14 protein-coding genes and 2 rRNA genes are annotated in these 19531 nt (G+C 57.7%); 9 read left to right on the top strand and 7 right to left on the bottom strand.

The genetic code is table 11. The annotated features are described in order from the left end of the window. The first annotated feature begins 22 nt into the window (after window positions 1-22). From ACYZTS_RS11860 to ACYZTS_RS11880, 5 genes are all read left to right on the top strand, one after another. Window positions 23-2914, top strand: a 23S ribosomal RNA gene (locus ACYZTS_RS11860). A 156-nt stretch (window positions 2915-3070) separates the two neighbouring features. Further along, a 5S ribosomal RNA gene (rrf, locus tag ACYZTS_RS11865) occupies window positions 3071-3186 on the top strand. A 141-nt stretch (window positions 3187-3327) separates the two neighbouring features. Continuing rightward, window positions 3328-3987 carry a paraquat-inducible protein A gene (locus ACYZTS_RS11870; RefSeq protein ID WP_028624743.1) on the top strand — a complete coding sequence of 220 codons (660 nt, stop codon included), beginning with the start codon at window positions 3328-3330 and terminating at the stop codon, window positions 3985-3987. Then, window positions 3974-4597: a paraquat-inducible protein A gene (locus ACYZTS_RS11875; protein ID WP_028624742.1), complete on the top strand. Its 624-nt coding sequence runs from the start codon at window positions 3974-3976 to the stop codon at window positions 4595-4597. Before ACYZTS_RS11870 ends, ACYZTS_RS11875 begins: the two co-directional genes overlap by 14 nt. Beyond that, a complete protein-coding gene (locus ACYZTS_RS11880) occupies window positions 4590-6893 on the top strand; it encodes a PqiB family protein (protein WP_461996054.1) in 2304 nt (767 codons plus the stop codon). Before ACYZTS_RS11875 ends, ACYZTS_RS11880 begins: the two co-directional genes overlap by 8 nt. Before the next feature lie 185 nt (window positions 6894-7078). Here the strand turns inward: ACYZTS_RS11880 and mksF are convergent, their stop codons facing one another. The 3 genes from mksF to mksB are packed head-to-tail and all read right to left on the bottom strand — an operon-like array spanning window position 7079 to window position 11887. Continuing rightward, a complete protein-coding gene (mksF, locus tag ACYZTS_RS11885; protein WP_461996055.1) occupies window positions 7079-9910 on the bottom strand; it encodes an Mks condensin complex protein MksF in 2832 nt (943 codons plus the stop codon). Continuing rightward, window positions 9907-10608 carry an Mks condensin complex protein MksE gene (mksE, locus tag ACYZTS_RS11890; RefSeq protein WP_461996057.1) on the bottom strand — a complete coding sequence of 234 codons (702 nt, stop codon included), beginning with the start codon at window positions 10606-10608 and terminating at the stop codon, window positions 9907-9909. The genes mksF and mksE overlap by 4 nt, the downstream gene beginning before the upstream one ends. Further along, window positions 10598-11887: an Mks condensin complex protein MksB gene (gene mksB, locus ACYZTS_RS11895; RefSeq protein WP_461996059.1), complete on the bottom strand. Its 1290-nt coding sequence runs from the start codon at window positions 11885-11887 to the stop codon at window positions 10598-10600. The genes mksE and mksB overlap by 11 nt, the downstream gene beginning before the upstream one ends. A 238-nt stretch (window positions 11888-12125) precedes the next feature. Here mksB and ACYZTS_RS11900 point away from each other — a divergent pair, with 238 nt between their 5' ends. Next, window positions 12126-12866, top strand: coding sequence for an energy transducer TonB (locus ACYZTS_RS11900; RefSeq protein WP_461996421.1), 741 nt, complete (start codon window positions 12126-12128; stop codon window positions 12864-12866). Continuing rightward, window positions 12859-13311, top strand: a complete 453-nt coding sequence (rimI, locus tag ACYZTS_RS11905) for a ribosomal protein S18-alanine N-acetyltransferase (RefSeq protein ID WP_028624736.1) — start codon at window positions 12859-12861, stop codon at window positions 13309-13311. The genes ACYZTS_RS11900 and rimI overlap by 8 nt, the downstream gene beginning before the upstream one ends. 52 nt (window positions 13312-13363) lie before the next feature. On the opposite strand, the gene ACYZTS_RS11910 is transcribed toward rimI, so the two are convergent. Continuing rightward, complete coding sequence (locus ACYZTS_RS11910; protein WP_461996061.1) at window positions 13364-13768, bottom strand: serine kinase/phosphatase; 405 nt, start codon at window positions 13766-13768, stop codon at window positions 13364-13366. A 182-nt stretch (window positions 13769-13950) separates the two neighbouring features. Here ACYZTS_RS11910 and can point away from each other — a divergent pair, with 182 nt between their 5' ends. Further along, on the top strand, window positions 13951-14595 hold the full coding sequence (gene can / locus ACYZTS_RS11915; RefSeq protein ID WP_028624734.1) for a carbonate dehydratase: 645 nt from the start codon (window positions 13951-13953) through the stop codon (window positions 14593-14595). A gap of 6 nt (window positions 14596-14601) precedes the next feature. Here the strand turns inward: can and ACYZTS_RS11920 are convergent, their stop codons facing one another. The 3 genes from ACYZTS_RS11920 to ACYZTS_RS11930 form a co-directional block, all read right to left on the bottom strand. Further along, window positions 14602-15120, bottom strand: coding sequence for an SET domain-containing protein-lysine N-methyltransferase (locus ACYZTS_RS11920; RefSeq protein WP_461996064.1), 519 nt, complete (start codon window positions 15118-15120; stop codon window positions 14602-14604). A gap of 173 nt (window positions 15121-15293) precedes the next feature. Then, window positions 15294-16466 (bottom strand): hypothetical protein, encoded by a 1173-nt coding sequence (locus ACYZTS_RS11925; RefSeq protein ID WP_461996066.1) that lies wholly within the window; start codon window positions 16464-16466, stop codon window positions 15294-15296. Window positions 16467-16575: 109 nt separating this feature from the next. Next, window positions 16576-17994 carry a short-chain fatty acid transporter gene (locus ACYZTS_RS11930; protein ID WP_461996068.1) on the bottom strand — a complete coding sequence of 473 codons (1419 nt, stop codon included), beginning with the start codon at window positions 17992-17994 and terminating at the stop codon, window positions 16576-16578. A gap of 203 nt (window positions 17995-18197) precedes the next feature. On the opposite strand from ACYZTS_RS11930, the gene ACYZTS_RS11935 reads away from it, so the two are divergent. Continuing rightward, a complete protein-coding gene (locus ACYZTS_RS11935) occupies window positions 18198-19511 on the top strand; it encodes an MFS transporter (protein ID WP_461996070.1) in 1314 nt (437 codons plus the stop codon). Window positions 19512-19531: the final 20 nt, after the last annotated feature.

A 19531-nucleotide genomic window follows, 5' to 3' on the forward strand; every position in this document is an offset into this window, starting at 1 on the left:
ACCAGATTGCTTGGGGTTATATGGTCAAGTGAAGAAGCGCATACGGTGGATGCCTTGGCAGTCAGAGGCGATGAAAGACGTGGTAGCCTGCGAAAAGCTTCGGGGAGTCGGCAAACAGACTTTGATCCGGAGATGTCTGAATGGGGGAACCCACCTAACATAAGTTAGGTATCTTAAGCTGAATACATAGGCTTAAGAAGCGAACCAGGGGAACTGAAACATCTAAGTACCCTGAGGAAAAGAAATCAACCGAGATTCCCTTAGTAGTGGCGAGCGAACGGGGACTAGCCCTTAAGTGGCTTTGAGATTAGCGGAACGTTCTGGAAAGTACGGCCATAGTGGGTGATAGCCCTGTACGCGAAAATCTCTTAGTCATGAAATCGAGTAGGACGGAGCACGAGAAACTTTGTCTGAATATGGGGGGACCATCCTCCAAGGCTAAATACTACTGACTGACCGATAGTGAACTAGTACCGTGAGGGAAAGGCGAAAAGAACCCCGGAGAGGGGAGTGAAATAGATCCTGAAACCGTATGCGTACAAGCAGTGGGAGCCCACTTTGTTGGGTGACTGCGTACCTTTTGTATAATGGGTCAGCGACTTATTTTCAGTGGCGAGCTTAACCGAATAGGGGAGGCGTAGCGAAAGCGAGTCTTAATAGGGCGTCTAGTCGCTGGGAATAGACCCGAAACCGGGCGATCTATCCATGGGCAGGTTGAAGGTTGGGTAACACTAACTGGAGGACCGAACCGACTACCGTTGAAAAGTTAGCGGATGACCTGTGGATCGGAGTGAAAGGCTAATCAAGCTCGGAGATAGCTGGTTCTCCTCGAAAGCTATTTAGGTAGCGCCTCATGTATCACTGTAGGGGGTAGAGCACTGTTTCGGCTAGGGGGTCATCCCGACTTACCAAACCGATGCAAACTCCGAATACCTACAAGTGCCGAGCATGGGAGACACACGGCGGGTGCTAACGTCCGTCGTGAAAAGGGAAACAACCCAGACCGTCAGCTAAGGTCCCAAAGTTATGGTTAAGTGGGAAACGATGTGGGAAGGCTTAGACAGCTAGGAGGTTGGCTTAGAAGCAGCCACCCTTTAAAGAAAGCGTAATAGCTCACTAGTCGAGTCGGCCTGCGCGGAAGATGTAACGGGGCTCAAACCATACACCGAAGCTACGGGTATCACTTAGGTGATGCGGTAGAGGAGCGTTCTGTAAGCCTGTGAAGGTGAGTTGAGAAGCTTGCTGGAGGTATCAGAAGTGCGAATGCTGACATGAGTAACGACAATGGGTGTGAAAAACACCCACGCCGAAAGACCAAGGTTTCCTGCGCAACGTTAATCGACGCAGGGTTAGTCGGTCCCTAAGGCGAGGCTGAAAAGCGTAGTCGATGGAAAACAGGTTAATATTCCTGTACTTCTGGTTATTGCGATGGAGGGACGGAGAAGGCTAGGCCAGCTTGGCGTTGGTTGTCCAAGTTTAAGGTGGTAGGCTGAGATCTTAGGTAAATCCGGGATCTTAAGGCCGAGAGCTGATGACGAGTGTTCTTTTAGAACACGAAGTGGTTGATGCCATGCTTCCAAGAAAAGCTTCTAAGCTTCAGGTAACCAGGAACCGTACCCCAAACCGACACAGGTGGTTGGGTAGAGAATACCAAGGCGCTTGAGAGAACTCGGGTGAAGGAACTAGGCAAAATGGCACCGTAACTTCGGGAGAAGGTGCGCCGGTGAGGGTGAAGGACTTGCTCCGTAAGCTCATGCCGGTCGAAGATACCAGGCCGCTGCGACTGTTTATTAAAAACACAGCACTCTGCAAACACGAAAGTGGACGTATAGGGTGTGACGCCTGCCCGGTGCCGGAAGGTTAATTGATGGGGTTAGCTAACGCGAAGCTCTTGATCGAAGCCCCGGTAAACGGCGGCCGTAACTATAACGGTCCTAAGGTAGCGAAATTCCTTGTCGGGTAAGTTCCGACCTGCACGAATGGCGTAACGATGGCGGCGCTGTCTCCACCCGAGACTCAGTGAAATTGAAATCGCTGTGAAGATGCAGTGTATCCGCGGCTAGACGGAAAGACCCCGTGAACCTTTACTATAGCTTTGCACTGGACTTTGAATTTGCTTGTGTAGGATAGGTGGGAGGCTTTGAAGCGTGGACGCCAGTTCGCGTGGAGCCAACCTTGAAATACCACCCTGGCAACTTTGAGGTTCTAACTCAGGTCCGTTATCCGGATCGAGGACAGTGTATGGTGGGTAGTTTGACTGGGGCGGTCTCCTCCTAAAGAGTAACGGAGGAGTACGAAGGTGCGCTCAGACCGGTCGGAAATCGGTCGTAGAGTATAAAGGCAAAAGCGCGCTTGACTGCGAGACAGACACGTCGAGCAGGTACGAAAGTAGGTCTTAGTGATCCGGTGGTTCTGTATGGAAGGGCCATCGCTCAACGGATAAAAGGTACTCCGGGGATAACAGGCTGATACCGCCCAAGAGTTCATATCGACGGCGGTGTTTGGCACCTCGATGTCGGCTCATCACATCCTGGGGCTGAAGCCGGTCCCAAGGGTATGGCTGTTCGCCATTTAAAGTGGTACGCGAGCTGGGTTTAGAACGTCGTGAGACAGTTCGGTCCCTATCTGCCGTGGACGTTTGAGATTTGAGAGGGGCTGCTCCTAGTACGAGAGGACCGGAGTGGACGAACCTCTGGTGTTCCGGTTGTCACGCCAGTGGCATTGCCGGGTAGCTATGTTCGGAATAGATAACCGCTGAAAGCATCTAAGCGGGAAACTAGCCTCAAGATGAGATCTCACTGGGACCTTGAGTCCCCTGAAGGGCCGTCGAAGACTACGACGTTGATAGGTTGGGTGTGTAAGCGCTGTGAGGCGTTGAGCTAACCAATACTAATTGCCCGTGAGGCTTGACCATATAACACCCAAGCAATTTGCTTGCTCTAATGAGCACCAGATTGCGGTGTGTGAAGACGAGATGAACCGAAAGTTCGATGCTCACAAACACCGAAAGCTGTCACATACCCAATTTGCTGAAGCGCGGCCAGCTGGCCACGACTCAGTACCCGAATTTCTTGACGACCATAGAGCATTGGAACCACCTGATCCCATCCCGAACTCAGCAGTGAAACGATGCATCGCCGATGGTAGTGTGGGGTTTCCCCATGTGAGAGTAGGTCATCGTCAAGATTAAATTCCGAAACCCCTATCTGCGTATGCAGGTAGGGGTTTTGTTTTGGCCGAAACAAAATTCAATCGCACAAATTTGCACAGTTATTTTTGAGTCATGACACTAGAATAGGTCGCAACATTTTCGGAGTCAGAGCCTTTATGCCAGTTAAGGTTGACGCCTCAGGGCTGTCAGAATTACCGCTGGATGCGTTGGTAGCGTGCCATGAGTGCGACTTGCTGATGCGCAAGCCGCAGCTCTCCCGTGGCGAGAAGGCCGAGTGTCCGCGGTGCGGCTTCGAGCTTTATGCGCAAAGACACAACGTCGTGCAACGCAGCCTCGCTCTGGTCATCGCCGCTCTGTTGTTATACATCCCGGCGAACTTTTTACCGATCATGGAGCTCAATCTACTCGGACAGTCGTCGCAAGACACGGTATGGACCGGTGTGGTCGGCCTGTTCGATAGCGGCATGCACGGCGTCTCTTTGGTCGTGTTTCTATGCAGCATGGCGATCCCATTGATCAAACTGCTCTGTCAGCTGGCCGTATTGCTGACAATCCGTTTCGATGTTGGCCGCAGTTACGGCCTGCTCCTTTACCGTATGTACCACCATCTACGGGATTGGGGGATGCTTGAGGTATACCTCATGGGTGTCCTGGTTGCGATTGTCAAACTTGCGGACATGGCCGCGATCACCGTAGGACTCGGGCTCGCGTGTTTTATCAGTTTGTTGTTGGTTCAGGTCTGGCTGGAGGTTGCGATGTCACCTCATCAGATCTGGCAGGCTTTGTCAGGAGAGGATGCCCATGCGGGCGATTGATGCCGGCATTCTGATTTGCACTGAATGTCATGAATTGAACAAGCAGGAAGCAGACACCGAAGAGCAAAACTGCACTCGCTGTGGCGCGGTGGTTCATGCCCGACGCCCGAATTGCCTTGCTCGTACTTGGGCGCTGCTGATCACCGCGGCAATTCTTTATATCCCTGCCAACATGCTACCGATCATGACGGTCACTTCGTTAGGCAAGGGGGATCCCAGCACCATCATGTCTGGCGTGATCGAATTAGCTCAACACGGCATGATCCCTATTGCAGCAGTGGTATTCATCGCCAGCATTCTGGTTCCCACATTCAAATTGGTGGGCCTCGCATTGCTGCTGTTCTCCGTGCAACGCCATCAACCGCTATCGGCGCGCCAGCGTGTCTGGATGTACCGCTTCATCGAGTTCATCGGCCGATGGTCGATGCTCGACATCTTTGTGATCGCCATTCTGGTGGCGGTTGTGAATTTCGGTCGCCTTGCCAGCGTCGAAGCCAATCTTGGCGCCATCGCCTTCGCCAGTGTGGTGATACTGACGATGCTTGCCGCAGTAACTTTCGATCCCCGACTGATTTGGGATAACACGGAGTCGGACGACGACCATGACTGATTTGCCTACAGCGAAAACCCGACCGGCCTCCAACTGGTCTGCCATCTGGGTGTTGCCACTGATCGCCCTGGTCATCGGCGGCTGGCTTGGCTGGCGTGCCTATAATGAAACCGGCATCGAGATTCAAGTTCGTTTCGAGAGCGGTGAAGGCATTCAAGCCAACAAAACCGAAGTCGTCTATAAGGGCATGTCAGTTGGCAAGGTAAAAACACTCAAGCTTGATGACGAAGGCACCTCCAAAGGTGTGATCGCCACCGTCGAGATGAACAAGGACGTAGAGCAATACCTCAAGACCAGCACGCGCTTCTGGCTGGTTAAACCGAGCGTGACCCTGGCCGGTATCACGGGTCTGGAAACGCTGGTGTCAGGCAATTACGTTGCGATCAGCCCAGGCGAAGGTGAGCCGATCCGCAAGTTCAAGGCGCTCGCCGAAGAGCCGCCGCTGTCCGATGCGCAACCTGGCCTGCACCTGACCATCAAAGCTGATCGCCTCGGATCGCTGAATCGCGGCAGCCCGGTGTTTTACAAGCAGATCAAAGTAGGCCAGGTCAAAAGCTACTTGCTGTCTGAAGACCAGAGCACTGTTGAACTCAAGGTATTTATCGAACCGACCTACGCCAAGCTGGTGCGCAAACACACGCGTTTCTGGAACGCCAGCGGCATTAGCATCGACGCCAATCTGTCGGGTGTGAAAGTACGCAGTGAGTCGCTGGCCAGCATCGTAGCCGGTGGCATCGCTTTCGCTACCCCGGAAAACCGCAAGGACAGTCCGGCCACCGATCCGAGCCTGCCATTTCGGCTTTATGAAGACTTTGATGCAGCCGCCGCCGGTATTCGCGTGAAGGTCAAACTCAGCGATTTCGAAGGCCTACAGGCAAATCGCACGCCGGTCATGTACAAAGGGATTCAGGTCGGCAATTTGAAAGCGCTGAAGGTCGATCCGGATCTTTCCACCGCCACGGCCGAATTGACACTCGATCCGCTGGCCGAAGACTATCTGGTTGACGGTACGCAGTTCTGGGTGGTGAAACCGTCGATTTCTCTGGCCGGCATCACGGGGCTGGAGGCGTTGGTCAAAGGTAACTACATCGCCATTCGCCCGGGTGACAAAGGCGCCGCTCCGCAACGCGAATTTGTTGCCAGGCCGAAAGCGCCGCCGCTCGACCTGCGTTCGCCGGGTCTGCACTTGGTCTTGTTTACCGAAAACCTGGGCTCGCTGGAAGTCGGCAGCCCGATTCTCTACAAGCAGGTCAAAGTGGGTTCGGTGCAGAGCTACCAGTTCTCCCGCACCAAAAAGCAGCTGGTCATCGGCGTACACATCGAAAAAGAATACGAGGGGCTGGTCAACGCTTCGACACGGTTCTGGAATGCTAGCGGCATTACGCTGACAGGGGGATTGACCGGTGGCATTCAGGTCAAAAGCGAGTCTTTACAAAGCCTGATGGCCGGCGGGATCGCTTTTGAAACACCAGTGGCCAATGCGCCGCTGCAGAAGCGCATTCCACGCTTCCGTCTGCACGCGAACCATGACGAAGCCAATCAAAAAGGCACCGTCGTGACGATCAAGGTCGATCGCGCTGATGGACTGCGCAGCGGTACTCCGGTGAGATTCAAAGGGCTGGATGTCGGCAAGATTGAAGACGTGGATCTCAGCGATGACCTGCAGTCGGTGCTGCTGACCGCACGGATCACCGAAGTGCCTGAGCGAATCGCCCGGGTAGGCAGTCAGTTCTGGGTGGTTAAACCTGAATTGGGTCTGATCAAGACATCAAATCTTGAAACCCTGGTGACCGGGCAGTACATCGAGGTGCAACCAGCGGCTAAAAATCTCGGTCCACAAAAGAACTTCGTGGCCTTGCCCAATCCGCCGGAGGCAGTCAACAAAGAGGCAGGCCTGAGCCTGGTCTTAAGCGCTGCGCGTCGTGGCTCTCTCAAACCCGGCGTTCCGGTGACATATCGTGAGGTGACAGTGGGCAAGGTCACGGCTTATGAACTGGGCCAGACCGCTGACCGTGTGCTTGTGCATATTCTGATTGAGCCGAAGTACGCGCCGTTGGTGCGCAGCGGCTCGCGCTTCTGGAACACCAGCGGTTTCGGGCTCGATTACAGTTTGTTCAAGGGCGCGACAGTGAGGACTGAATCGCTGGAAACCTTGATTCAGGGCGGCATCGCATTTGCCACACCGGACGGTGAGCGCATGGGTAACCCGGCGCGACCGCAGCAAACATTCCCGCTGTTCGATCAGTTCGAGGATGAATGGCTGACGTGGGCGCCGAAGATCCCGATCGGCAAGTGATCCGGCGGCGTCTGGATTGACGTCATCGCTAGCAGGTTAGCTCCCACAGGGGGAACGCATTCCAAATGTAGGAGTGAGCCTGCTCGCGATAGGGCCACCCAATTCGGCACAATTCCCAAGCTATAAAGAAAGGCCGCGATCCATTGGATCGCGGCCTTTTTATTACCTTCGATTTCAAAACCCAATCAGACAGCATCCAGCTCCGCTTCAGTACTAACGACAGCCTTCACCTCATCGTGACGACGAATATACTTCCAGTCCGCCTCATCAATGTAGATGCCGTTCGGGCCGCTGCCACCCTCCAGATCGATGGCAACACTGGCGCAAACCTGCGGCTTCACACTCGCCAGAATCGGCACGAAACCCAGTTGCAGACTGGTTTCCAAAAGCGCTGCCTGGTTCTTCTCATCGATATCCGCCGCCTCGTCGAGGTAGTACGGCAAACGCACCCGACCGGCCTGGTCGCGGTCCATCAAGTGCAGCAACAAGTACATGTTGGTCAGCGCCTTGATGGTCATCGTCGTGCCGTTGGAGGCGGCGCCGTCGATGTCGGTATGAATGACCGGCGTGCCGTTGACCTTGGTGATCTCGAACGCCAGCTCGAAGAGATCCTTGAGACCGAGCTGATTATGGTTCGCCGCAACAAGGCGTGCCAGATATTCCTTGGCCTCTTCGTTCTTGTTGTCCTGATCAGCGCTTTGGTTGAGGTCGAACACGGACAGGGTTTCACCTTCTTCGTATTGCCCGGCGCTGTGGATGATCTGGTCGATGTGCTTGAGGGCTTCCTTGTTCGGCGCGAGGACGATGCGGAAGCTCTGCAGGTTGGAGACCTGACGCTTGTTGATCTCGCGGTTGAACAGCGCCAGCTGGTGCTCGAGGCTGTCGTAGTCGCTGCGGATGTTACGCAGTGTTCGCGCGATATCGGTGACCGCTGCGCGACGTGCCTTGCCGAGTGTCAGGGCTTCATCGGTGCGGTGCGCATAAGCGTTGATCAGCAATTGCAAGCGACGCTCCATATCGTCTTCGCTGTCGAACTTGGCCACGCCTTTGAGGCGGATCTGCGCATACAGCGCGTCGATCTGACCGTCGGTGCGCAGCAAACCCTGCCAACTGTCCTGATAGTCATTGAGCAGCGGCAGCAGGTTGTCCATGGAATCGTCAACCGGATCCATGAACGGCGTGCCGAATGGCATGTCCGCCGGCAACAGCTGACGGCGGCGCAGGGCGTCGTCGAGGGTGCGCTGCTTGGCTTCCATGTCGCCGATCTGGCGGCCCACCAGTTGCAGCTTGGCTGACAGCTGCTGGACGCGTTCGGTAAAGGCATCGCTGGAACGCTTCAACTCGTCCTGGGCGGCTTCCATCTGCGCGAGTTGTTCGAGCTTGTCGTCTTCCTCGGCGCTCAGGGTTTGTGCGCGACGGAAATCTTCCAGGGCTTTCTGCGCGTCGAGCACTTGCTGATACAGCGCTTCTGTCTGGGTCTTGCTCGCGGCGCGGTCAGCGGCGACGGCCTGCTGGGTTTTCAACTGTTTGAGTTCTTTATCCAGACGCTCTTTCTGATCGCGCAACGCTGCGCGGTCAGCCAGCGCTTGCAACGCCGGTGGCTCGATGTGCGTGATGTCGATGGACAGACCAGGCACTTCGAAGCGCTCGCCTTTGAAACCGTCGAGGATTAATTCCATGGATTTTACCCACTGACCGTCCTCGTCCAGCGTGATCCCGTGTTCGCCCAGCGGCAGGCTGAACAACGCGCTGTTGAACAGGCGCATCAGGCGTTCGACGTCCTGTTGCGAGAACTCCTCACGCAAACGCGCGTAGCTGTTGTTGTCGGCGTGATCGAGTTGTTGTTTGACCGACTTCAGGCGTTTTTCCAGATCGCGCAGACGTTCTTCGAGGTCTTCGGCACTGAACTGCCGGGACTGCGCCAGCGCGCCGGCCAACTCATCGTGTGCGTCTTTGGCCGCGAGCAGTTGCTGTTCGAGGACTTTGACGTCGGTCACCAGCGCGAAGCGGTGCTTGAGCACCGACAACTCGCCGAGCCAGCGCTGGATCCCACTGATTTCCCGTTCCAGGCGCATCAGCTCTTGAGTACCGCCGCGCTGATCGTTTTGTAGCGCGTCCTGTTCGTTGCGGTAATGCTCGGCCTGAATCGTCAGCTCTTCCTTGCGCGCACTGGCGTAGTCCGACCAGGTGCCGAGCAAGGAATCGAGCAATGGCGAGATGCGGTGCAATTTGCCGCGCAGAATGTTGCGCTGTGCAACGCCTGAAGCAAGCGCTTCAACCAGTGGACCTGCGGTGACCAGCGAGTTGTAGTCCTGCTCCATGCGTCGTACATCGCGGAAAGCTTCTTCACACGCGGCAATGTAATCGACGCTGCCGGAACGCAGGCTGTGCTCGAACGCATCCAGGAACAATTGCTTGAGCTTGGCCGCCGTGATTTCGCGCATGTGCAGCAGGTTGATGAACAAGGCGCGGAAGGTTTTCAGGCTCTGTTCGCTGGTGGAGCGCAGCGGGATCAGGGTCAGATCCAGTGGAATGGAAGTGTGACCGCCGACCAGCAAGCGACGCAATTCGTCCGGCTTGAGTTCGTAGGCTTTCAGGCCTTCGCGCTCAAGGTTGGTGAACAGCTCTTTCTGGCGCAGGCAGGTGTCGTTCTGCTGATAATGCGCGAGATCCAGTTTGCCGGCGTAGGCAAAGAACTGGTGGCCGAAACCACCGCCCGGTCCGCGGCCGACCACACCGATCACATGCGGACCGTGGGGCAGCGACACCTCGACGAGGATGTAACTGGTGTCCGAGGCGAAGTAGAAGCGCCGGGATTGTTCGAGGCTGTACTTGCCGAAACTCATGTCCGACATGCGCGCCAGAATCGGAAACTGCAAGGCGTTGATCGAGGCGGATTTACCGAGGTTGTTCGCGCCGTAGACCGACAAAGGTTCTTCCAGCGGAAACAGGCCCAGGCTGTAACCGGCGGTATTCAAAAGGGCGAAGCGGCGAATGCCGTAGCGTTCCTTGCTCATGCGTCGGTCTCCTGTTCTTCGGCGATGGCACGGGCCATGGCGTCTTCTTCGCTTTCTTCTTCAAAGTCCGTAAGGTCCAACGGGTCATCGGTTTCCAGCAATTTTTCATCACTGTCGTCATCGATCAGCACTGGAACCGGCAACGGCAGGACGCTGTGCAGGCTGGCTGCCAGATCGCGGTCCTGTTGAACCGACAGGCAGACATCGAGGAAACGGTGCATCGGCGGCAGGAACCGGTAAATGCCCGTCTCTTCGCTGGCAAAACCGAGCTGGGTCATGCGGCGCATGATTTTTTCTTCGAGTTCTTCGACCGTCTGCACTTCGGCCTGGATAAACAGGTCGCGGTATTTTTCCAGCAACGATGGCAGCTCATCACGGCCAAGGCTGCCACCGTCGAGCACGGCAATCGGGTCACGGCCCTGATCCGCCAGATGCTCGACGAGGATGAACGTGAACAGCGCCAGGCGCTGCGCCGTCTTGTTGACGGCTGCGGCGGCCAGGTCCGGCACGAAGTAGTAGAAACCGCGGGTGTCGCAGACCAGTTCAAAGCCCAACGCCTTGAACAGCGTGCGGTACTGATCCTGGAAGTTCGACAGCTGCGCGTACAGCTCCGGATCGCGGCGGCTGACGTGGTAACCCTTGAACAGCTCGCGGAAGATCGGCGCCAGCTGGGACAGTTCGGATAGATCAAGTTGCATTAGAAGTACCTGCAGGGAGGGCGCTCGCAGAATCCTCGGCGGCATCGCGCGCCGAGAGCAGGGCGAAGGAGCGCAGGCTGACCTGATGCTCATAAGTGTGGTAATCGCGACGTTCGAGACGCTCACGTTTGAAGCGTTTTTCCCGCGACAGGCGCGAGAACCAGTAGAGCAATTCGTCAGTGGCGCCGTCCGGTTCCTGCTCCAGCAGCCAAGTCATCAGGTCCGGCATCGGCAGGGCGTTTTCGCAGCGATCGAGCATCTCGCGGACGGTGCGAGGCGCGCGTGGGGCCTCGCCTTTGCGCGATGTATGAGCCTTTGGGAAACGCGCCGGTTTCGGCTCGAAACGTGCCAAGGCGTAAACGTAGGCTTCGACCTGACTGGCGCTGCCGAGGAAGGTACTTTGCGGCCGGGTGAACATCGGCATCGCCGCTTGCGGCACCGCATCCAGACCTTTACGACGGATCGCCGCCAAGGCCAGCGCGGCGCCACGGGTCACCGCGTTATGGCGGCGCGCTTCTTCGCGCAATGGCAGCAGCAGCTCGCGGGCATGACGCAAGGTCAGCTGGGCGCTGGTCTGCATTTCCAGAATGCGCGCGTGGGTGCGCAGCAGCATGTCGTCGTCGACCAGATGACCGAGGCGCTGCTGTTCAGTGAGCATTTTCAGCAGAACGTTTTCGACTTTGCGCACGCCTTGTTCGAAGGCGCCGTCGGCGTTCACCAACTGAATCATCGGTTCGACGTATTCATCCCAGGTCGCCAGCACCTCGGCGTAACGCTGACGCAGCGGGATCTGCCGATCGCTGGTCTTCGCACGTTCGGCGACGGCCACCAGAGCCTGCTCGTCGTTGGCGAGTTTCTTCAGCACATCGCGCACGCGCATGTCGAGCAAGCGCAGCTGACGCGCCAGATCGTTGCCGTCGCGGATGTCGAAGGCGTCCTGGATGTAACCGGCCAGGCGCTCGAGGTGGCGCAGATAGGCTTCGATTTCCAGGCATAGGCCCAGACGGTGTTCACGGCGCAGGTAGGCGAGAAAATCGTGGATCTGTGCATTGAGCTCGAAGCGGTTCGGGCTTTTCGCCACGGGCACCAGAATGTCGAGACGGATCCACACGTCCAGCAGGCTGGTGATGTCCTGCGGCGTACTGTCGAGTTGCTGGGCGGACAGCTGCGTGCGCAGTTCGTTGAGGCTCAGGGTGCCTTGGTCGAAGTGCTCGCACAGTGGCTCCAGAAGTGCCCAGTGTTCAGCGAGGGCGCGCAAGACGCGCTTGGGTTCGATCATCGGAATGGCCGGCTGGTTGGCGAAGAAAAGCCGCGATTGTACTGCATCGGGGCCGATGCGATTCACTCTTGGGACGGGCTGTCGCCATTTTTCACAGGTGCAAAGACTATCGGTGAAGTCTATCGATCAACAGCGCGGGCGATCTTCAGCGAAGGGCGGTAGAATCGGCGCACTTCAGTTATCCACAAGTGGCCGACCTTTGTTAATCGAGTCCCGTCGCCGCGCTTATTTGACCGCCATGCAGGTGGTCAACTGGCTGCCGCGCACCGAATTGCCCTTTGCCGCGCCGTCGCGTCCCGAGCTGCTCGAGATGCCCGAACCGGCGCTCGTCGTGCCCGTGGCCCCCGCGCCGGTTGCCGATACGCCCGTGGAGCCCGTGGTCAAGCCGGCCGAACGGGTGAAAATCGAGGTGCCGCGCCCGTCGCTGGCGAGCACGCGCACCAACGCCAAAACCGAGGAAGAAGAGGCGCCCGTCGTCGCCAAGGCGCCGGTCGTACCGCCGCCGCGTTTCGCTTTGCAATTGCTGCGCGCCGGGCGGTGTCTGCTGCTGGTGGAGTTACCCACAGGCGAAACGTTCCAGACCCGCGATCCTGCGTATCTGCTGCTTAAAGACATGCTGCGCGCCGCCGGTCTGCCGGACGCTCCGCAAATCATCGGCGAACCGGTGCGCTGGCCGTTGCTCGCACGCGGCACCATGGATCAAGGGCCGGACGCCGCGCGGGATTTCGTGCAGGGTTTCCTTTCGGCACGGCTGGAAGATGCACCCTGCGTGTGTGTCTGGCTGATCGGTTTGCCGGCAGTGCGGTTTGCCGGTGAAGCGAATGCAGAATCCTTCAACCGTGAACTCCAGGTCGAAGGCCTGGGCTCGGTCTGGGCCCTGCCGGGTCTGGAATTATTAATGGAAGAGCCACAGCGTAAGGCTGATGTCTGGCAAGCCATGCGTCGGCTGATGGCGCGCTGGAAAGAATCAAATGAGTGACGCTGTATCGTTTCGCCCGATGACCGAGGCGGATCTCGACGCTGTGCTGAAAATCGAATACGCGGCGTACAGCCATCCGTGGACCCGAGGGATTTTCCTCGATGGTCTGGGCAAGTATCAGATCTGGCTAATGTTCGAAGGCCAGCAGCAGGTCGGTCATGGCGTGGTGCAGATCATTCTCGATGAAGCGCACCTGCTGAACATCACAGTCAAACCGGAGAATCAGGGGCGCGGGTTGGGTTTGACGCTGCTGGAGCACTTGATGTCGATCGCCTACAAGGCAGAGGCGCGGGAGTGTTTTCTGGAAGTGCGCGACAGCAACCGCGGTGCGTTTCGCTTGTATGAGCGGTACGGGTTCAACGAGATCGGCCGGCGGCGGGATTATTATCCAGCGGTAGGTGGGCGTGAAGACGCGGTGGTCATGGCCTGCACTTTGGTGGATTGATCGCCCGTAGGAGCTGCCCGTACCTTCGGCAGCTCGTGCGTGGAGCATCAGATCAACGATTTCCGTCCAGCGGATCCCGCCGCGCCAGCTCTTCTTCATCCAGCCCGTTGCCACCGCCGATCTCATCTTCATCGACAATGCTTAAATCCCAATCGGCCGCCTCACTCTCTCCAGCTTCTCGCGCATCCCGCGCACCGTCCTCACGAATCAACGTTTCCGGGCTCATGTCGTCGTCAGTTGGTTCGTGGTCTGCGGTCGAGGCGCCTGTCATGCCAGCCTCGCGAACGCGCTCTTCAGGCATCAGCTGCTCGCGCTCATTCTCCGGCAGTTCGTCGCCAATTTTTGCGCTGGGTTGATCTTCGTCGAAATCCAGCTCATGCATCGAGCCCATGCGGTCTTCGTTGTCATCGATAGGCTCGGGTTGAGTCGCATCAAAAGGACGTCGTGAATCAGTCATGGCAATTCCTCATACTGTGGGCCTTACTAGGTGGACCCGCTGAGCGCGCGAGAATTCCACCGGCATTGAGCGCGGGTTCGCCGTAATATTGATCAGCGCAAAGACAGCGATCTGCATCTTGCGCGTGACCCCGACCAAGGGTCGTTTGTCAGAACAGCGCACTATTCACGAGGCGTCATTGCATGAACGAATTACAAGATCTGATTGATAACAACGCGCGTTGGGCCGATGCGATCAAACAGGAAGATCCTGACTTCTTCGCCAAGCTGGCCCGTCAGCAAACTCCGGAGTTCCTGTGGATCGGCTGTTCCGATGCCCGCGTGCCGGCCAACGAGATCGTCGGCATGCTGCCGGGCGACCTGTTCGTCCATCGCAACGTGGCCAACGTGGTGCTGCACACCGACCTCAACTGCCTGTCGGTGATTCAGTATGCGGTCGATGTGCTCAAGGTCAAACACATCCTCGTTACCGGCCACTATGGTTGCGGCGGCGTGCGTGCCTCGATGCAGGACCGCCAGTTGGGTCTGATCGACGGCTGGCTGCGCTCCATTCGCGATCTGTATTACGAGAAGCGCGAAGAGCTGGCGAAGCTGCCGACCGAAGAGGAACGTGTCGATCGTCTTTGCGAACTCAACGTGATCCAGCAAGTGGCCAATGTCGGGCACACCAGCATCGTGCAGAACGCCTGGCACCGCGGGCAGAAACTGTCGATCCACGGTTGCATCTACGGCATCAAGGATGGTCGCTGGAAAAGCCTGAATGCGACCATCAGTGGCTTCGAGCAGTTGCCGGCGCAGTACCGTTTGCGTCCGGTCGACGCGCAGTAAAGATCTTCAGCGCAGGTTCAGTCGGCGCCAATGCTCGAAGAACTTCATGCCCTCGGCATTGGGCGCTTCTCCGTAGCCGACGATCCAGCCTCGACAGTTGTAGCAGCCGCAGTGGCAGGCAAACTGCCGCTGCAGCTGGTCTTCCGTCGCCGCGAAATCCATGTTCAAGCGTTCGCCTTTCTTGATGTCCTTGAGCGCCCATATCCACAACTCGCTCATGTCGATAAAGACATTGGGGTCGCAGGAATGGTCGAGCAGACCGCAGAAGTGCGGATCATGTATATGAATCCCAGGCGCCAGCTGTCGGGTGTGGCGGCTGCGATAAGGCAAAAGGTGCCCGGAAATCCGGCACATACGGGTGATGCGTTGAAATTCGCGCAGGGCTGTGACCGCCGTGTCTGAACCTTCCTTGTCGCAGATGATTTCAAAGTCTTGCCGGGAGGGGAATCCAAGGCGAAGGGGCAGTTCCACAAATGGATAAATGCCGTTCGATGGAGAGGATCGCTGCGGGTGGTTAACGCTCATAACAATCCCTGTTGACTGGGTGCTGCGACCTCCGTCAGCTGACTTCCTGTCAGCCCTGCAGCACGTGGGTTAACTGCAAGATTCGCGCAAAAGGTACGGTGGGTCTACTGACAGAACTGACAGTTGAGACCGAGCTATTTGCGCGAGTGTTTGGATCGTGCGTCCGGCTGGTTCTACAGGCGGGGCAAAGATTCGGCGGGGCCGGGTAGTGGAGCTTGCAGCTGCCCGAGCTCAGACTGGACTGACGAGGTTGCGCACTTGGCGGCCGCTTGTTCGGCCGGCAAATTGCGGATCGAGGTGTGGAACAGCTCGCAGGTTTTCTCTTTTTGCGTCACTTGCCAGGTTTGCGTACAGCTTTTCAGCTGAGTCTGAGGATCGCTCCCGGGTTTGCTGCCCATTGCGGCTTGCCAGCACGCAGCACTCAAATCCTGTGCCATGACTTTAAGGCCGGCAGCATCCGCTTTGGCTTGCGCATCAACACCGGTGTAGCTGTCCGGATCAGCGGCGTACCAGATATAACTCGGGTGATTGGAGCCCAGCACCGGCACTTTCACCCCATCGCGCGGACTGATCGTCGCCAGGCCAAGAACGTCGACGGTCGGACCGTATTGTTGCTTGATCCAATTGCGCACTGGGGCACCGAAAGCAACCATCGGCAACGCGGCCCCGCTGGCGCTACGGCTCATGACGTCGACCATAGTGGTCTGGTAATCCTTGAAATAGTCATACACGCCTTCCAGATCCTTGCCCGCGTTAGACGGTGCGGCAATCGGGGCGATGTCGATGATGGTCTGGTAGCCCGGCGTCTGTTCTGCGGCGATGCCGTTGTCGGTGAGCAATGTGGCCCAACGATCGGTGGTCGCCGATCGCAAGTAGTCCTGCGCCTGGGTCAGCGAATAATCGGGTGGGAAGTGCAGCAGTTCGACGCTCTTGCGATTGTCCAACGCCATGCCCAGCGGCAGGAACAAATACCAGTTGTAGGCCCACTTGCCGTCGGCATTCAGCTTGCTGGCGCCTTTGTAGGCGAGGTCGCCGGCATCAAGCAGTGCGGCCAGCGGCTTTTCGTAACCATCAGGTACGCCGCTGATTTCAACGTAGAGCTGGTCGTTGTCGGTTTTGACCCGCACCTTCGCGGCGCTGTAACCATCGCGCTGCACGCTCTGCGTCAGGTAATGCGCGACGGTCTGCTCCAGTGTCCAGTTGCGAAAGCAGATCACGCTGCAATTGTTGGGATAGGCAAATAGACGGGTGACGCGTTCAGTGCTGCCCAGCTTCAGGTCGACATCGGCGTGGGCGGTGGCGCTCAGGGTAAGCGCAGCCAGGGTGATTCCTGCGAGTTTGAACATGCTCAGATCCTTTGCAGCGTGTGAGCCCGGAAGCGGGGCGAGCACATACTGAAACAGACTGCGCTGAACAAAAAGCAGGGCCGATAAAAATATCGGCCCTTTTTTGCGTTTAAGGCAGCACCGGCGGTGTGTACGTCAATGTCGTCCCCAGCGCCCATAGCAGAAACAGCACCAGCGGCGTGTGCACCAGCAGTTGCACGAAAGAGAACCCGATCAGGTCCCGGGCCTTCAAGCCGAGCACGCCCAGCAATGGCAACATGTAAAACGGGTTGATCAGGTTCGGCAGCGCTTCGGCAGCGTTGTAGATCTGCACGGCCCAACCCAAGTGGTAGTTCAGGTCATTGGCCACTTGCATCACGTAAGGCGCTTCGATGATCCATTTACCACCCCCCGAGGGGATGAAGAAACCGAGGATCGCCGAATACACACCCATCAGCAGCGCATAGGTGTCGTGGGAGGCGATGCTGACGAAGAAAGTCGAGATATGGTGCGCCAGCGTTTGCGCATCGCTGCCTTTGACCGTGGTCATCAGTGCGGCAATCGAACCGTATAACGGGAATTGAATCAGCACACCAGTGGTGGTCGGCACGGCGCGTGACACTGCATCGAGGAAGCTGCGCGGGCGCCAGTGCAGCAGCGCACCGAGCATGATGAACAGGAAGTTGTAAGTGTTAAGGCCAGAGATCGCACTGATCGCCGGTTTGGTCGAGAACTCGTGGAACAGCCATCCGGCGGCCAGCAGTACCAGCAGAATAATCAGCAGCGGACTGTGTTCCAGCCATTCACCGGGCCGGGTGCGCGGCTGCAGCGGCGGCAGATTGAAGCTTGGATCGATACCACAGGCTTCGGCATCACGCGCAGAGTTCGGGCCGGGCGCGGTGGCATAGGCGATGATCAGCGAGATCACGATCAGTGCCAGCAACATCACCCCTGACTGCCAGAGAAAAATCGTCTGGGTAAACGGGATCACCCCGGTGATCGCCAGAATCGACGGCGGCAGGCTGCCAGGGTTGGCCTGCAATTGGGCTGCCGAAGATGACAAACCCAAAGCCCACACCGCACCGAGACCCAGATAGGCCGCAGCGCCAGCGGCACGGTAGTCCATTTTCAGATCCGTGCGGCGGGCGAGGGCGCGCACCAGTAAGCCGCCGAACACCAGCGACAAGCCCCAGTTCAACAACGAGGCGACCATCGAAATCAACGCCACCCACGCCACTGCGGATCGACCGTTCTTGGGGATGCGCGCGAGGCGATCAATCAGCTTCACCGCAGGCGGGGAGCTGGCCACCACATAACCGCCAATCACCACGAAGGCCATTTGCATGGTGAAAGGAATCAGGCTCCAGAAACCGTCGCCGAAGGCCATCGCGGCATCCGTCGGTTTGGCGCCCATGAACAGCGTGGCAACCGCGACGATGATGACCGCCAGCGCGGCGAACACCCAGGAGTCGGGGAACCAGCGTTCGGCGAAACTTGAGCAACGTAGGGCAAAGCGGGCGGAGCGGCTATCTTCGATATCAGCGGCCACGGGAATACCTCGGATTTTTTATGTTTGTTGTGGTCTTCAGGGCCGCAGAGGGCCGTTTGGACAGGTGCCAACAGTAAATCAATCAGTCACGTTTTGTGACGAACTTTCAGCCTTCCATGACTATGGTCTAACGGCTTGTCCGTGGGCGCGTTTGCGTAGACCATGTGCGCCTTGGTTTTTAGCCTGTGCCAGAGTTATTTTTGATGACAGCCCAAATCGATTCGCGCCCGGCGCCGTTCAGTCGCTCGGACTACAAAACGCTAGGGCTCGCGGCCCTTGGCGGCGCGCTGGAAATCTACGATTTCATCATTTTCGTATTTTTTGCCCTGACCCTGAGTCAGCTGTTCTTCCCGCCGGAAATGCCGGAATGGCTGCGCCTGCTGCAAAGCTTCGGGATTTTCGTGACGGGTTATCTGGCGCGGCCACTGGGCGGGATTCTGATGGCGCATTTCGCCGATCGGCTCGGTCGCAAGAAAGTCTTCAGCCTAAGCATTTTGATGATGGCGCTGCCGTGCCTGCTGATCGGCATCATGCCAACCTACGCGCAAATCGGCTATTTCGCCCCGCTGTTACTGCTGGCGCTGCGAATTTTTCAGGGCGCGGCCGTGGGCGGCGAAGTGCCGAGTGCCTGGGTATTCGTTGCCGAGCACGCGCCGGTCGGGCATCGGGGCTATGCGCTCGGCTTTCTGCAGGCTGGATTAACGTTCGGCTACCTGATCGGCGCCCTGACCGCGACCTTCCTCGCGCAAGCCTTTACCCCGCAGGAAATTCTCGATTACGCCTGGCGTTACCCGTTTTTGCTCGGCGGCGCGTTCGGCATCCTCGGCGTCTGGTTGCGCCGCTGGCTCAGCGAAACCCCAGTGTTCATGGCGTTGCAGGCCCAGCGCGAGGCCACCGTCGAACTGCCATTGCGCACCGTCCTGCGTGAGCATCAGCTGGCCATGCTGCCAGCGATGCTCCTGACCTGCGTGCTGACCTCCGCGGTCGTGGTGTTTGTGGTCATCACGCCGACCATGATGCAGAAAACCTTCGGCATGACTGCCAGTCACACCTTTGGCCTGAGTGCATTGGGCATTGTTTTTCTCAACATTGGCTGCGTGCTGGCGGGGTTGCTGGTTGACCGCATCGGCGCCTGGCGCGCAGTGATGCTGTACAGCCTGTTGCTGCCGCTGGGCATTGGCGTGCTTTATACCTGCCTGATCACCGGCGGTGACTGGATTGGCCTGGCCTATGCAATTGCCGGCCTGGGTTGTGGCGTGGTCGGCGCAGTGCCTTCGGTGATGATCAGCCTGTTTCCGGCGCGGATCCGCGTCTCGGGGATTTCATTCACTTACAACATTGCCTACGCCGCCTGGGCGAGTATCACGCCGCTGCTGCTGATCGGTCTGATGCCCTGGAGTCCATGGATCTGCGTGATCTTCTCGGCGGTGATGGGGGTAGTGGGCGTGGGCAGCGCGGCGTATTTCGGCGCGCGGATGCCACTGTCTGCAAACTGCCGCGCTGCCGGGGCTGTCTGAGCACAGTATTTTGTCGGACA

It is taken from the genome of Pseudomonas sp. TMB3-21 (assembly GCF_054898145.1).

Excerpts from the sequence above, each read along its gene's own strand:
- ACYZTS_RS11910 (WP_461996061.1), bottom strand. The coding sequence starts at position 13,768 with ATGACTGATTCACGACGTCCTTTTGATGCGACTCAACCCGAGCCTATC.
- ACYZTS_RS11880 (WP_461996054.1), top strand. The coding sequence starts at position 4,590 with ATGACTGATTTGCCTACAGCGAAAACCCGACCGGCCTCCAACTGGTCT.
- ACYZTS_RS11935 (WP_461996070.1), top strand. The coding sequence starts at position 18,198 with ATGACAGCCCAAATCGATTCGCGCCCGGCGCCGTTCAGTCGCTCGGAC.
- mksB (WP_461996059.1), bottom strand. The coding sequence starts at position 11,887 with ATGATCGAACCCAAGCGCGTCTTGCGCGCCCTCGCTGAACACTGGGCA.
- ACYZTS_RS11900 (WP_461996421.1), top strand. The coding sequence starts at position 12,126 with ATGCAGGTGGTCAACTGGCTGCCGCGCACCGAATTGCCCTTTGCCGCG.
- can (WP_028624734.1), top strand. The coding sequence starts at position 13,951 with ATGAACGAATTACAAGATCTGATTGATAACAACGCGCGTTGGGCCGAT.
- ACYZTS_RS11920 (WP_461996064.1), bottom strand. The coding sequence starts at position 15,120 with ATGAGCGTTAACCACCCGCAGCGATCCTCTCCATCGAACGGCATTTAT.
- ACYZTS_RS11875 (WP_028624742.1), top strand. The coding sequence starts at position 3,974 with ATGCGGGCGATTGATGCCGGCATTCTGATTTGCACTGAATGTCATGAA.
- rimI (WP_028624736.1), top strand. The coding sequence starts at position 12,859 with ATGAGTGACGCTGTATCGTTTCGCCCGATGACCGAGGCGGATCTCGAC.
- ACYZTS_RS11925 (WP_461996066.1), bottom strand. The coding sequence starts at position 16,466 with ATGTTCAAACTCGCAGGAATCACCCTGGCTGCGCTTACCCTGAGCGCC.
- ACYZTS_RS11870 (WP_028624743.1), top strand. The coding sequence starts at position 3,328 with ATGCCAGTTAAGGTTGACGCCTCAGGGCTGTCAGAATTACCGCTGGAT.
- mksF (WP_461996055.1), bottom strand. The coding sequence starts at position 9,910 with ATGAGCAAGGAACGCTACGGCATTCGCCGCTTCGCCCTTTTGAATACC.
- mksE (WP_461996057.1), bottom strand. The coding sequence starts at position 10,608 with ATGCAACTTGATCTATCCGAACTGTCCCAGCTGGCGCCGATCTTCCGC.